Source organism: Agromyces sp. NPDC058484 (assembly GCF_042720415.1).
Classification (GTDB): domain Bacteria; phylum Actinomycetota; class Actinomycetes; order Actinomycetales; family Microbacteriaceae; genus Agromyces.
This window is the reverse complement of sequence record NZ_JBHXMP010000015.1, coordinates 59,989-72,357: the sequence shown is the minus strand read 5'-3', so window position 1 is coordinate 72,357 and position 12,369 is coordinate 59,989. Positions and strand designations below refer to the sequence as shown.

Annotated in this window: 13 protein-coding genes and 1 pseudogene; 8 read left to right on the top strand and 6 right to left on the bottom strand. The window is 70.3% G+C overall.

Going from position 1 to position 12,369, the window contains the following annotated elements; genetic code table 11:
* The first annotated feature begins 67 nt into the window (after nucleotides 1-67).
* The 3 genes from ACFWN7_RS13035 to ACFWN7_RS13025 all read left to right on the top strand — a co-directional run bounded on the left by ACFWN7_RS13035 (nucleotide 68) and on the right by ACFWN7_RS13025 (nucleotide 1,313).
* Nucleotides 68-301, top strand: a complete 234-nt coding sequence (locus ACFWN7_RS13035; RefSeq protein ID WP_376939238.1) for a type II toxin-antitoxin system Phd/YefM family antitoxin — start codon at nucleotides 68-70, stop codon at nucleotides 299-301.
* Entirely contained in the window at nucleotides 301-705 is a 405-nt protein-coding gene (locus ACFWN7_RS13030) for a type II toxin-antitoxin system VapC family toxin (RefSeq protein ID WP_376939237.1), read from the top strand. Before ACFWN7_RS13035 ends, ACFWN7_RS13030 begins: the two co-directional genes overlap by 1 nt.
* A 113-nt stretch (nucleotides 706-818) precedes the next feature.
* Entirely contained in the window at nucleotides 819-1,313 is a 495-nt protein-coding gene (locus ACFWN7_RS13025) for a hypothetical protein (RefSeq protein WP_376939236.1), read from the top strand.
* A gap of 33 nt (nucleotides 1,314-1,346) precedes the next feature.
* Here ACFWN7_RS13025 and ACFWN7_RS13020 read toward each other — a convergent pair whose 3' ends face one another.
* The gene (locus ACFWN7_RS13020) at nucleotides 1,347-1,670 is read right to left on the bottom strand and encodes an antitoxin (RefSeq protein ID WP_376939271.1); all 324 of its coding nucleotides are present in this window, start codon (nucleotides 1,668-1,670) and stop codon (nucleotides 1,347-1,349) included.
* Between the two features lie 167 nt (nucleotides 1,671-1,837).
* A pseudogene (locus ACFWN7_RS13015) lies at nucleotides 1,838-2,083 on the bottom strand (nucleotidyltransferase family protein); the annotation flags it as partial.
* A gap of 271 nt (nucleotides 2,084-2,354) precedes the next feature.
* Between ACFWN7_RS13015 and ACFWN7_RS13010 the strand changes: the two are divergent.
* The 3 genes from ACFWN7_RS13010 (at nucleotide 2,355) to ACFWN7_RS13000 (ending at nucleotide 5,548) form a co-directional block, all read left to right on the top strand.
* Nucleotides 2,355-3,092 carry a hypothetical protein gene (locus ACFWN7_RS13010; RefSeq protein ID WP_376939235.1) on the top strand — a complete coding sequence of 246 codons (738 nt, stop codon included), beginning with the start codon at nucleotides 2,355-2,357 and terminating at the stop codon, nucleotides 3,090-3,092.
* An 81-nt stretch (nucleotides 3,093-3,173) separates the two neighbouring features.
* Nucleotides 3,174-4,724, top strand: a complete 1,551-nt coding sequence (locus ACFWN7_RS13005) for a glutamyl-tRNA reductase (RefSeq protein ID WP_376939234.1) — start codon at nucleotides 3,174-3,176, stop codon at nucleotides 4,722-4,724.
* Nucleotides 4,721-5,548 carry a GNAT family N-acetyltransferase gene (locus ACFWN7_RS13000; protein ID WP_376939233.1) on the top strand — a complete coding sequence of 276 codons (828 nt, stop codon included), beginning with the start codon at nucleotides 4,721-4,723 and terminating at the stop codon, nucleotides 5,546-5,548. The genes ACFWN7_RS13005 and ACFWN7_RS13000 overlap by 4 nt, the downstream gene beginning before the upstream one ends.
* A gap of 191 nt (nucleotides 5,549-5,739) precedes the next feature.
* Here ACFWN7_RS13000 and ACFWN7_RS12995 read toward each other — a convergent pair whose 3' ends face one another.
* Nucleotides 5,740-5,907, bottom strand: a complete 168-nt coding sequence (locus tag ACFWN7_RS12995; protein WP_376939232.1) for a hypothetical protein — start codon at nucleotides 5,905-5,907, stop codon at nucleotides 5,740-5,742.
* A gap of 78 nt (nucleotides 5,908-5,985) precedes the next feature.
* Between ACFWN7_RS12995 and ACFWN7_RS12990 the strand changes: the two genes are divergently transcribed.
* On the top strand, nucleotides 5,986-7,374 hold the full coding sequence (locus ACFWN7_RS12990) for a DUF222 domain-containing protein (RefSeq protein WP_376939231.1): 1,389 nt from the start codon (nucleotides 5,986-5,988) through the stop codon (nucleotides 7,372-7,374).
* A 511-nt stretch (nucleotides 7,375-7,885) separates the two neighbouring features.
* Here the strand turns inward: ACFWN7_RS12990 and ACFWN7_RS12985 are convergent.
* The 3 genes from ACFWN7_RS12985 to ACFWN7_RS12975 all read right to left on the bottom strand — a co-directional run bounded on the left by ACFWN7_RS12985 (nucleotide 7,886) and on the right by ACFWN7_RS12975 (nucleotide 10,721).
* On the bottom strand, nucleotides 7,886-8,626 hold the full coding sequence (locus tag ACFWN7_RS12985) for a cytochrome c biogenesis CcdA family protein (protein ID WP_376939230.1): 741 nt from the start codon (nucleotides 8,624-8,626) through the stop codon (nucleotides 7,886-7,888).
* Nucleotides 8,626-9,135: a thioredoxin family protein gene (locus ACFWN7_RS12980; RefSeq protein WP_376939229.1), complete on the bottom strand. Its 510-nt coding sequence runs from the start codon at nucleotides 9,133-9,135 to the stop codon at nucleotides 8,626-8,628. The genes ACFWN7_RS12985 and ACFWN7_RS12980 overlap by 1 nt, the downstream gene beginning before the upstream one ends.
* Before the next feature lie 200 nt (nucleotides 9,136-9,335).
* Nucleotides 9,336-10,721, bottom strand: a complete 1,386-nt coding sequence (locus ACFWN7_RS12975; RefSeq protein ID WP_376939228.1) for a glycine--tRNA ligase — start codon at nucleotides 10,719-10,721, stop codon at nucleotides 9,336-9,338.
* A 128-nt stretch (nucleotides 10,722-10,849) separates the two neighbouring features.
* Between ACFWN7_RS12975 and ACFWN7_RS12970 the strand changes: the two genes are divergently transcribed.
* A complete protein-coding gene (locus ACFWN7_RS12970) occupies nucleotides 10,850-12,361 on the top strand; it encodes an alpha/beta hydrolase-fold protein (RefSeq protein ID WP_376939227.1) in 1,512 nt (503 codons plus the stop codon).
* Nucleotides 12,362-12,369 lie beyond the last annotated feature (8 nt).

Genomic DNA, 12,369 nt, shown 5'->3' with positions numbered 1-12,369 from the left:
GTATCGCGCTGGGTGACACTGCACGAGAGGCTTTCAAATTAGACCCGTCTTCGACTAGTCTTTATGAGTGAGCACGATCAGCGCATACGACGCCAAGACCCATTTCTCGTCCCTCCTGGAACGTGCCGGCGAGGGTGAGACCGTCATCATCACGAAGCACGGGCGGCCCGTCGCCAAGATCGTTCCGGTCGACGCGCAGCGGCCTGTCGGCGACATCATCGATACGCTGCTCGAAGCGCGCGCGGGGGTTCGACTCGGGCTGACCGCACGCGAGCTCATCGACGACGGGCGCCGCTACTGATGGCGTTCGTACTCGACGCATCGGTCACGCTCGCGTGGTGCTTCGAAGACGAGGCGACGACCGAGTCCGACGCTCTCCTCGCCCGACTTCGCAGCGATACCGCGACCGCCCCCTCGATCTGGGTCTTCGAGATCGCGAATGCCCTCACCGTCGCCCAGCGCAGAGGGCGACTCGTCGAGGCGAAGGCCCTGCTGTTCGCCTCGACCCTGCGCTCGCTGCCCATCGAGGTCGCCCCCGTGCAACCGATGGCCTCGATCATGGCCGTCGCCATGACGCACGGGCTCAGCGCCTACGACGCGGCCTACCTCGAGTTGGCCGAACGCACCGGCAGGCCGCTCGCCGCGCTCGACGGACGGCTCCGCGACGCCGCGATCACCGCCGGCGTCGACGTGCTCCCGGAGTGACCGATCGCGCGGCCGACGCTCACGCGCCTGACCCTTCGTGCCCTGTGGATTCGAACGGGGGAGGTCACCCGCGCTGGAAACGCTACGGAGGCACCGGCATGAGAAGGGGAACGATGTCGCACGATCTCGTCACGCGCAGTTCGGTCGCGCCGCTGGGCGCCGAGCACTCCGCATCGAGCGCCTCGACGGCCGATTCGGACTTCAGTGAGCGAGTCTGGTCGGTGGACGACGTACCCCGTCTCCGAGACTTGTTCGAGGCGCTCGGAGTGTTCCGACGCAAGCGACGGCGATACCTCGACACACTTGCCGCTGCACAGCAGTGGGAGCGACTCTTCAACTCCGCCTCACGTGGCGGACGGCAGCTCCAATGGATCATCCAGTCGGCACCGATCATGAACGGCCAGAAGACGAACGCGTTGACCCAGTCTGCAGATGGAACCACGCGATCCGATCTGTGGATCTGGGGCTGGTTTCCGAGCGGACTCTGGATCGACTACCTGACGGCGAGCCAGTCGGTGGCCGGCTTCGCTCCGGATTCCGCCCAGAGGGCGTGGCACGCGCTGGATCGCCGAGCGCGCAATGCTCCGTCCACTCGTCCGCGCGCATAGACGATCACGAGGAACCACGTTTCGCTCGGCACGTCAGCGCGATTCGTCGGTTACGGCGTCGCGGAGCCTTCGCACGAGACCCGGAAGGTACGTCGTCACGGTCGACCAGAAGACCTCGTCGTTCATATCAGCGTTTCCGCCGTGCGAGATGATCTTCCGGATCGTCTGCAAGCCCCGGGACTCCTCCTCGGTGAGCACTTCACGAGCGCGCGCGGACTCCGACCGCTCGAGTATCCCGGCAAGCCGTACGACGGCGATCGAGGCCGAGTCGTACGTCGGCGATCCGTCACGGAAGTCGTTCCGGTCCGACTGGCGCACCCGCTCGAGTCGTTGATCGATCTTGGCGAGCTCCGCCAAGAAGCCGAAGCGATCGCGCTCGGTGCCGCTCGAGGAATCACGGCGCCCTGCGCGACCGAACCGCCCCGTTCTCTCCGGCGGCTCATCGGTCGCGGTGGAACCGCTTCCCGAACGATCCTCGCCGCGCCGGCGGTTCCGGACGCGCCGGGATCGGCGACGACATCGGTCGGGAACCCCGTGAGTTCCTCTACGTCGGCGGCCAGCGCCGCGAGCGTGAACAGCGTCGCCTGCTCGGACGGCGATACCAGCAGGTCGATGTCGCTGTGGAAGTGATCGTCACCACGAGCCACAGACCCGAAGACTCGTGGGTACCTGAGGCCGCGATGTTCGGCGAGCTCGCGTATCCGCGCTGCGTATCGCTCGACCGGAAGCGACGGCCGATAATCGGCCGCGCCGAGGATGCGTTCCAGCATTTCGGGCGACGGGGTTTCGCACTGTCGCGCGAGTCGTTCATCCGCTCGAATCTGGGACGAATGCCCCACAGATCGGCGTTTCGCCCTGTTGCACGCGAGCGCTCCCGCGCTAGGGTCGGTTCCGTTGTGCTTCCCCCCGAGTACGACGACGCGCCACCGGCGGCGCGCCTCCGCCACCCACGGAGAAGAAGGACGACGTGTTCCCGATCGTGTCGACGTTCCCGCCCATCACCAGTCCGAGTGGCCGGATGCCGCGCGCCCGAGCCGTGCGATGAACCCCGCCGCCCCGCACCGTGCCGTCCTCACCGTGCTCGTCGCACTCGTCGCGGCCGCGGTCGTCGCGGGACTCATCGCCGGCTCGCCGGTGCTCGACCGGCTCGTGCCCAGGCTCCCCTCGATGCCCGAGCCGCAGATCGGCGTCGCGTTCGCCGCCGCCGGCCTCGCGGCCCTCACGGTCTGGGCGGTCGTGCGACTCGCGGGGGTGGCGCGCACCCGCGCCCGTCGCGCCGCGATCGCGGCCACGCTGCGTGGAGAGCTCAGCTGCGGCATCCGGAGCCGGCTGCTCGTGCAGCGCCTGAACGAGCTCGTCCCCGAAGACGGCAACCCGGTGCGGCTCGGCAGCCGCTACTCGATCGTGGTCGACGAGCTCGGCATCGCGTTCTGGAACGGCGGGAGCCGGCCCCGGCGCGCGATGCACGTTCCGTGGCGCGAGGTGCGGAACATCCGCAGCGACTCGATGGTCGTGGGCGGGTCGGTCGTGTCGGTGCTCGAGCTGCGCGTGCGGCGGGGCGGCGTCAGCATCGAGCTGCCGATCGTGCTGGGCGACCGTCGCGTGGGGCGCTATGCGCTCGCAGATGCGCCGTTCTTCGCGGTCGTGCGCAGCTGGAAGGCGAAGCACCGCGCGGCGCTCGCGGCGCTCGCGGCCGAGGGTATCGAGCCGCCGCCACTCACGGCGCCGATCCCGATCATCGGCGCCGAGTCGGCTTCGGCCGACGGAGTTCGTCGGTAGGCGGCAGCTGCGGCATCCGGATGTCTCGTCCGGTGTCAGCCCTGATCGGACCCCCATTCGAGGGCAGGTAGAATCCCTTTCGTGCTCATCTGCCTCACCGCGAGTCACAAGAACGCCGGGTTCGACATGCTCGAGCGTCTCTCGGCGACCGCGGAGCACGCGGCAACGCGCATCCTCGATGGACACGACGCCGTGCGGGGCGCGGTCGTCGTCGCCACGTGCAACCGCTACGAGGCCTACCTCGACCTCGACACTCCCGAAGGTGCGTCGCCGGTTCCCGCGGTCCACGAGGCGGTGCGGGCGGTCGGCACGGTCGCAGGCCTCCAGGCCGACGAGCTCCGCACTACCTTCGGCTTCGTGCACGGCAACGCGGTGGCCGGGCATCTCTTCTCGGTGGCGTCCGGGCTCGAGTCAGTCGTCGTCGGCGAGGGCGAGATCGCCGGCCAGGTGCGCCGCTCGCTCGAGCGCGCGCGCACCGAGGGCACCACGACGCCCGAGCTGGAGCGCCTCTTCCAGCGCGCCTCGCAGACCTCGCGCCGGGTGAAGAACGACACCGGCATCGGCGGCGAAGGGCGCTCGCTCGTGCGTCTCGCGCTCGACCTCGCCGAGAGCCGCGTCACCGACTGGGCGCAGACGCGGGTGCTGCTCGTCGGCACCGGACGCTTCGCCGGCGCCTCGCTCGCCGCGCTCCGCGACCGCGGCGTCACCGACGTTCGCGTGTACTCCCCGTCGGGCCGCGCCGGCCGGTTCGCCGCCGGCCACGACATCGCGGCCGTGGCGCGCGGCGAGTACGCCGTCGCCGCCGCGAGCGCCGACATCGTCGTCACCTGCACCACGGCCGAGCACCACGTGGTCGACCGGGCGCTGCTGGCCGCCGGGCGCGGTGAGCTCGCGGCATCCGTCGCCCGGATTTCCGGGGGCGGTGCGACCGACGACGCTGCGCTGCCTGGCCGTGCTGCGCTGCCCGACGCTGCGCTGCCCGGCCGTGCTGCGCTGCCCGACATCCGCCAGCTCGTGATCGACCTCGGACTTCCCCGCAACGTCGCGCCCGACGTCATCGAGGTGCCCGGGGTGGAGCTGCTCGACCTCGAGACCATTCGCATCCACGCGCCGCTCGAAGAGCTCGGAGCGACGGATGCCGCGCGCGCGATCGTGCGCCGCGACGCCCGCGCCTTCGGCGACATCGCCGAGGAGCGCGACCTCGCCCCCGCGGTCGTCGCGCTGCGCCGGCACGTGTTCGACATCCTCGACGCCGAGATCGCGCGCGCGACGGCCAGGGGCGACGACGACGGACGCACCGAGTCCGCCCTGCGCCACATGGCCGGCGTGCTGCTGCACACGCCGATGGTGCGTTCCCGCGAGCTCGCCCGGTCGGGCGAGCAGGCCGCGTGGATCGACGGGCTCGAGGCGCTGTTCGGCGTGAAGCCCGACGAGGCGGCGCAGGGTGTGCGGGGCGTGCCTGGCGCGCGGGGCGTGCCTGGCGCGCGGGGCGTGCCTGGCGCGCGGGGCGTGCCTGGCGCGCGGGGCGTGCCTGGCGCGCGGGGCGTGCACGGCGCGCAGGGCGTGCACGGCGCGCACGACTTCCGGTCGGCGGATGCCGCTGACGGCGGCGCGCGCGCCGACGCCTCGTGACGGGCGGCGCCGTTCCGACCGAGGCCGGCCGGGTCGCGGCATCCGATTCCGACGGGCCGCCCGCGCTGCGGTTCCCGTACGACGCGTCGGTGCTCGCGGAGCGGCCGCTCCGAACGGAACGTCTCGTGCTGCGTCCGCTCGCGGCATCCGACGCCGCCGATGTCTTCGAGTACCAGCGCCTCCCCGAGGTGATCCGCTACCTGCCGTGGCCTGAGCGCGATCGTGCCGAGGGCTACGCGCACACCGCGAAGCGCGCCGCCGCACGCGTGCTCGCCGCCGACGGCGACTTCGTCGTGTTCGCCGCGACCCTGAACGGCGAACCGGCAACCGGCTCGCCGCCCCGCGCCGCCGCCCCACGCGATCGTGTCGGTGTCGGCGCCCCCCGCGACCGTGTCGGTGTCGGCGCCTCCCGCGACCGTGTCGGTGTCGGCGCCCCACGCGACCGCGTCGGTGTCGGTGCCCTCCGCGACCGCGTCGGTGTCGGTGCCCTCCGCGACCGCGTGATCGGCGACGTCATGGTGCGCGTCTCGAGCGTTGAACACGCGCAGCTCGAGCTCGGATGGGTGCTGCACCCCGACTTCCAGAGGCGCGGGTTCGCGCGCGAGGCCGCCGGAGCTGTGCTCGCCTTCGCGTTCGAGACGTTGAACCCCCACCGCGTGCAGGCCTTCCTCGACGCGCGGAACGCGGCATCCGCTGCGCTCTGCGAACGACTCGGGATGCGTCGCGAGGCGACCATCCTCGAGGAGGAGTACCACGATGGTGAGTGGACGGATACCGCGGTGTACGGCATGCTGCGCCGGGAGTGGGCGGCGGCGCGGGGCTGAGGGCGCGGGCTGAGGGCGCGGGGCGTGTCGCGACGCCTGCGCCATCTTCCCACCGCCGCATCCGTCGCCGCCGCCGCCGCGGCATCCGTTGCTACCGCCGACGGCCCCGCGGCATCCGTCGCGCCGCCGCGGCATCCGCTACTACCGCCACCGGCCCCGCGGCATCCGTCGCGCCGCCGCGGCATCCGCTACTACCGCCGCCGGCCCCGCGGCATCCGTCGCGCCGCCGCCCGCCCCGCGGCATCCGTCACTACCGCCACCGACCCTGCGGCATGCGTCACTGCCGCCGCGGCATCCGCTACCACCGCCCCCGCGGCATCCGTCACTACCGCCGCCGCCCGCCCGCGGCACTCGTCCACGGCCCGGCGTTTCTCCACAAGTTCTCCACAACTGTGGAACACATGTTCGAATGTCTGTCGTCCGCGAGAGAATGAGACATGGCCGAATCACCCGCCGACACCCCAGACTTCCCCGACATCGTCGGGCGTCTTGTCGGGCCGGCGGTGTCATCGGCCACGTTCCACACGCTCGACGATGCGGCGCTCCTTTCTGCCGTCGAGTCACTCACCGCGCTCCGACACGAGGTCGAACGAGGCCAGGCCCTCGCCACGGCCGAGGTGGCACGACGCTCCAGCACGCGCTTCGGCGTCCAGGGCCTCGCTCGGCGCACCGGTCATGCGACCACGGGTCATCTGCTGCAGTCGATCACGCGATCCTCCAAGCGCGAGACGGCGTCGCTCGTCGACGTGGGGCAGATGATCGCGGCGACGGATGCCGCGGCCGAACTCGAACGGGCGAGGCAGGCCGATCCGGCCGTCGCCGACCTAATGCCAGAGCCCATGCCGCCGTGGTTCGCCGAGCTCGGAGCGGCTGTGGCGACCGGGATGCTGACCGTGGAGGTGGCGGGGGCGATCCGCTCGGGGCTCGGTGAGCCCGGCGGCGATGCCGACGAGGCGATGCTGGCGGCCGAACTGTCTTCCCTCATTCCCGCGTGCCGCCACGCGAACGTCGACGCGGCCCGCCGAGCGGCGAGGCAGGTCCGCGACCGCATCGACGCAGCGAGTGTCGCCGCCCGCGCCGACCGGCAGCGCCACGATCAGTTCTGGCGGCTCTGGGTGAAGGCCGATGGCATGATCCGCGGGGAGTTCGAGCTCGAACCCGAAGGCGGCATGCTGGTGAAGGCCGTATTCGACCAGCTCACGCATCCGCGGCACACCGACGAGAAGATCCGGCGCTCGTTCGGCCATCCGCAGCTCGGTGACGAGCACTACGCCGAAGCCCGCGCGGCACGCGAGCGCGAAGCCGCCGATGGCCTCGTGCAGCTCCTCAGGGCGGGCGCCTCTGCGGACTCGACCAGACTGCTCAACGAGAAGAAGCCGTCGGTGCGACTCGTGGTCAACACCAACACGCTGGCGACCGGTCACGGCACCGGCATGATCGAGGGGCACCCCGATCGGGTCCCGCTCGCCTCGATCCACACCGGGCTCTGCGAGGGCTACCTCCCGGTGAAGTTCGATGACGACGGCGCATGCCTCGACCTCGGGCGCGACGAGCGACTCTTCACCGAGAAGCAGAAGATCGCCCTCGCCATCCGCGACGGCGGGTGCATGGACCCAGGCTGCACACGACCACCGTCGTGGACCGAGGCGCATCACATCGAACATTGGCTCCGCGACGACGGTCGCACCGATTCGCCGACGGCATCCTCCTCTGCCGACGAGATCACCTCCGGTATCACAACCAGGGATGGGAGGTGCGGCGCGATGGCACGACCTACTGGCTCATCCCGCCGCCGACCGTCGATCCCGAGCAGACCCCGAGGTTGATGAGGCCGAAGACGCCGACCGACATCATCAACCCGGTCGATCCGGTCCGTCTCCCGTGGCGGGTCCGAGACGCCAGACCGCCGGAGCCGCTCCTCGCTACAGGGTAGGGGTCTGCCAGAAGCGTCGGGCAGGCGAAGCGCCGGTGGGCCGGTAGCGGCGTGCCGAAGGCGCCGCGCTGACTGAGCGCCGGTGGGCCGGTAGCAGCGTGCCGAAGGCACCGCGCTGACTGAGCGCCGGTGGGCCAGTAGCAGCGAGCTGAAGGCGCCGCGCTGTCGAAGCGTCGCATTGTCGAGGCTTGCCTGCCGGGTGGAGGTCTGCCGAAGCTCGGCATGCCGTGGCAGAGCCCCTCCTGCGACATCCGACGTCTGAGGGACTCAGCTGTCCGCGCTGCCCGGCCCGACGTCGCCGGCAACGGGCGCAAGCGCGATGCGGAACCGACTACCCGCTCGACGCGGCGTTCGACCATGACCGTGCCATCGTGCGGAGCACGAACCGACCGTCGAGCGCCGACTCAGCCGCCACCGATGAGCTCCTCGAGCTGCGCGATCGGCGCGTACCAGCCGAGATCGAGGATGAGCGACTGCAGCTGCTTGTCGAACCCGACGACCACGACGACACCGACGAGGATGAACACGATGCCGACGATACGCCGGAACCACCCGCGCGGGTCGGCGAGCCATCCGAGGCGTCGCACGAGCGAGCGCCCGAGGAGCGCCACGAGCAGCAGCATCGCGGCGAGCCCGACCGCATAGGCGATGACGTAGCCGAGTCCTTCGACGAACGAGACCGGCAGCACCGCCGCGACGATGAGGGCATAGGTGGGGCTGCAGCTGCTGAAGACCGGGCCGAGGGCCGCACCGGTGAGGATGTCGCCGCCGACGCTCTGCCGAGACACCGAGTGATCGAGCATCGCCGCACTTCGCGACTGGAGCCCGAGCGCGATCGACACCCGATCCCACAGCGACGGGAACAGCAGGTCGATGCCGAGCACGATGACGATCGCGCCTGAGATCACCTGCCACACCTGTGGCGGCACCCCGAGCAGGGCCGTCGTCGCCTTGAGCAGCAGGGTGAACGCCACGACGCTCACGGCAAGGGAGGCGGCGATGACATAGGGGCGCCAGCGAGCGCGCCGCTCGTCGCCGCCCCGAACGATCGACCCCCCGACGATCACCGGCAGGAGCGGCAGCACGCACGGGGCGGCGACGGTGAGCACACCCGCGGCGAGGCTGAGGACGAGCGACGCGGTCATCAGTCCGGCATCGCGGCGACGAGCGATGCGACCGACGGGTCGTCGTAGAGCACCGTGCTCGAGATGGCGTCGCCCGTGTCGTCGACGAACACGATCGTCGTCTGCAAGGTCACGCCGTACCGCTGGCGCAGGTCGGTGCGGCTGTCGTAGTCGACCTTGAACACCGTGAGCCCGTCTGGCACGCCTGCCGTGAGGAGGTCTTCCTCGAGCGCGCGGCACTTCGGGCACCAACTCGCGTGGAAGAACAGCGCCTTCGCGCCCGTCGTCGCCTCGATCACGCCGTCGGTGTAGTCGACATACGCGCCGGGTGTCGCTGCGGGCTGCGGCGCCTCGGATACCGCATCAGCAGGCGGAGCCGAAGTGGTCGGAACCGGCGTGGTCGTCGGCGATGGGGCGGTGGTCTCGACCGCCGGCGGCGACGAGGCGGCATCCGTGGACGAGGCGGCGCAACCCGACAAGGCCAGGACGGCCACGAGCACCGCGGCGGCACGGCTCGTTCGTGCATGCATGGCCTGCTCCTGACCGCGGGCGAATCGGGGTCCCACTCGGTTCCACGGTAGCGTCGTGCGCGCCGCGCGGGAGCTGGAAGTGATTACGGAATCGTGACGGCGGGCGGGCGGGCGGATGGGTCTCGATACCCGGCTTCGCCGCTACTCGACCGGCGTGCGAACCCGGCTTCGCCGCTACTCGACCGGCGTGCGACTGAAGCTCACGCGCCGACGAGGCGCGCCGCCAGGAACCCCTCGAGTTCCGCGATGGGCACCCGCTCCTGCCCCATGGTGTCGCGGTCGCGCACGGTCACGGCGTCGTCGTCGAGGGAGTCGAAGTCCACCGTGATGCAGAGCGGCGTGCCGATCTCGTCCTGACGCCGGTACCGACGGCCGATCGCGCCGGCGTCGTCGAAGTCGACGTTCCAGTGCCTGCGCAGCGTCGACGCGATCTCGCGCGCGAGCGGCGACAGCCGCTCATTTCGACTGAGCGGAAGCACCGCCGCCTTGACCGGCGCGAGGCGTGGGTCGAGCTTGAGCACGGTGCGGGTGTCGGTGCCGCCTTTCGCGTTCGGCACCTCCTCCACGTGATAGGCGTCGACGAGGAAGGCCATGAGCGAACGGGTCAGGCCCGCCGCCGGCTCGATCACGTACGGCGTCCACCGCTCGTTCTTCGACTGGTCGAAGTACGACAGATCCTTGCCGGAATGTTCGGAGTGGGTCGACAGGTCGAAGTCGGTGCGGTTCGCGACACCCTCGAGCTCGCCCCACTCGCCGCCCGTGAAGCCGAAGCGGTACTCGATGTCGATCGTGCGCTTGGAGTAGTGCGACAGCTTGTCGGCGGGGTGCTCGAACAGCCGGAGGTTCGACGGGTCGATGCCGAGATCGGTGTACCACGCCCACCGGTAGTCGACCCAGTACTGGAACCACTCGTCGTCGGAGCCCGGCTCCACGAAGAACTCGAGCTCCATCTGCTCGAACTCCCGCGTGCGGAAGATGAAGTTGCCCGGTGTGATCTCGTTGCGGAACGACTTGCCGATCTGGCCGATGCCGAACGGCGGCTTCATGCGCGCGGCCTGCAGCACGTTCGCGAAGTTCGTGAAGATGCCCTGCGCGGTCTCGGGGCGGAGGTAGTGCAGCCCCGCGTCATCCTCCACCGGGCCCAGGAACGTCCGAAGCATCATGTTGAAGTCGCGGGGCGGGGTCCACTGGCCGCGGGTGCCGCAGTTCGGGCACGCGATGTCGCCCATGCCGTTCTCGGGGGCGCGGCCCTTCTTCTCCTCGAACGCCTCGAGCAGGTGGTCTTCGCGGAATCGCTTGTGGCAGTGCAGGCACTCGACGAGGGGGTCGGTGAAGACTCCGACGTGACCGGATGCCACCCACACCTGCTTCGGCAGGATGACACTCGAGTCGAGGCCGACGACGTCGTCGCGCGAGGTGACCATGTACCGCCACCACTGCCGCTTGATGTTCTCCTTCAGCTCGACGCCGAGGGGGCCGTAGTCCCAGGCGGAACGGGAGCCGCCGTAGATCTCACCGGCCTGGAAGACGAAGCCCCGATGCTGGGCGAGCGCGATGACGGATTCGAGACGGCTGGGTGCGGCCACGGTGGCTCCAATGGTCGTGAGTTCTGAACTGATGCTGAGATCGGGCGACTGCCCGGAAACGACACGGCCCCACCATCCTATGGGCGCTACGCTGTGGCCTGACACGACCACGGTCGGAGGGGGCGACGGTGCCGGATCTCGTGCGCGACGTCGACCTCGTCGGGGGGACGGGCATCCTCCAGGGGACGTTCGACAACGTCGAGGGGACGTTCGACAACGTCGAGGGGACGTTCGACAACGTCGATGGGGCATTCGACAACATCGAGGGGACGTCCGACGCCGTCGAGGGCACGTTCGACGCCGTCGAGGGCACGTTCGACCTCGGCGAGGGCACGACGGTGTGGCACCTGGTGCTCGACGTCAGCGTCGTCGACGGCCCGTTCCTTATCACGATGTGCCTCATCGCCGCCGCGTTCTTCATCTACCTCCTCGGTCGCGGCGACGGATGGTCGTGGGTGCTCACGGCGATCGTCGTGCTCGTCGTCGGCGCGATCGTCGGCGGCGGCATCCTCTGGGTCGCGGTGAACGTGCTCGACTCGTTCGGCGGCCCGGTGGCGGATGACACGTGGCTCTGGATATCCGCCGCGTTCGCCGGCATCGCACTCGCGATCTGGAACCTCTGGCACTCGAGGTGGTGGCGCAAGCTGATCGCCGTCGTCGCGATCCCGGTGTTCTCCCTGACGGCGATGTTCGGCATCAACGCCGCCTACGGACTCGACCCGACGCTCGGCGCCCTGCTCGGCATCTCCACGGCCGACACCATCGACGTCGACCCGCCCGGCGAGACCGCGGCGGCCGACCCGGCCGAACCGCTGTACCTCACCTGGACACCGCCGCCCGACATGCCCGCGACGGGCACGATCGGCATCGTGGGCGACGGCGTGCCCAACACGAACTCCGGCTTTCCGGCTCGGCCGGCCCAGCTCTACCTGCCACCTGCCGCGCTGGTGACGGATGCCCCGCGCCTCCCCTTGGTCATCATGATGATGGGTCAGCCCGGCGACCCCGAGGCGAGCTTCATCGGCGCGGTGCTCGACGGGTTCGCCGCGGAGCACGACGGCCTCGCGCCGATCGCGCTCGTCGTCGACCAGCTGGGCGATCCGGCGCAGGACCCGCTCTGCCTCGACACCGACCTGGGAGACGTCGAGACCTACCTCATGCAGGACGTCGTGCCGTGGGCGAGGGCGAATCTCAACGTGCTGCAGGGCCGGCAGTTCACCACGGTCGCCGGGTATTCGAACGGCGGAGGGTGCGCGGCGTACTTCGGTGCGAAGCACCCCGACGTCTTCGGCAACCTCCTCGCCATCTCCCCCGTCGAGTTCGCGGGCGCCGAGCGGCGCGATGACGTGCTCGCCTCGGCCTTCGACGGCGACAAGCTCGCATACAACGCGGTGAAGCCGGCGAACATCATGGCCGCGATGGCGCCCTATCCCGACACGACGGCGATCTTCACCGTCGGTGCGAATGACGGTGCGTTCGTACCGGGTACGCAGCGGTTGGCGGATGCCGCCCTGGCCGCCGGCATGGCGACGACCTTCTTCCTCGTCCCCGATGCCGACCACGGCGTCTCGGGACTGAACGGCGGCCTCGAGAAGGGCTTCGAGGTGCTGTACCCCCGACTGGGACTCTCGGAGCGATGACGGAGGCA